1 rRNA gene is annotated in these 255 nt (G+C 51.8%); it reads right to left on the reverse strand.

What is annotated here, in order from left to right:
- Positions 1–255, reverse strand: a 23S ribosomal RNA gene (locus tag J5M58_RS27395); the annotation flags it as partial.

Genomic DNA, 255 nt, shown 5'->3' on the forward strand with positions numbered 1-255 from the left:
CCGAGTTCTCTCAAGCGCCTTGGTATTCTCTACCTAACCACCTGTGTCGGTTTGGGGTACGGTTCCCAGTTATCTGAAGCTTAGGAGCTTTTCTTGGAAGCATGGTATCAACCACTTCGTCGCCTAACGGCAACTCGTCATCAGCTCTCGGCCTTGAAATCCCGGATTTGCCTAAGATTTCAGCCTACCACCTTAAACCTGGACAACCAACGCCAGGCTGGCCTAACCTTCTCCGTCCCTCCATCGCAATAACTG

It is taken from the genome of Pseudomonas sp. 32_A, from assembly GCF_017490905.1.
Classification (GTDB): Bacteria; Pseudomonadota; Gammaproteobacteria; order Pseudomonadales; family Pseudomonadaceae; genus Aquipseudomonas; species Aquipseudomonas inefficax.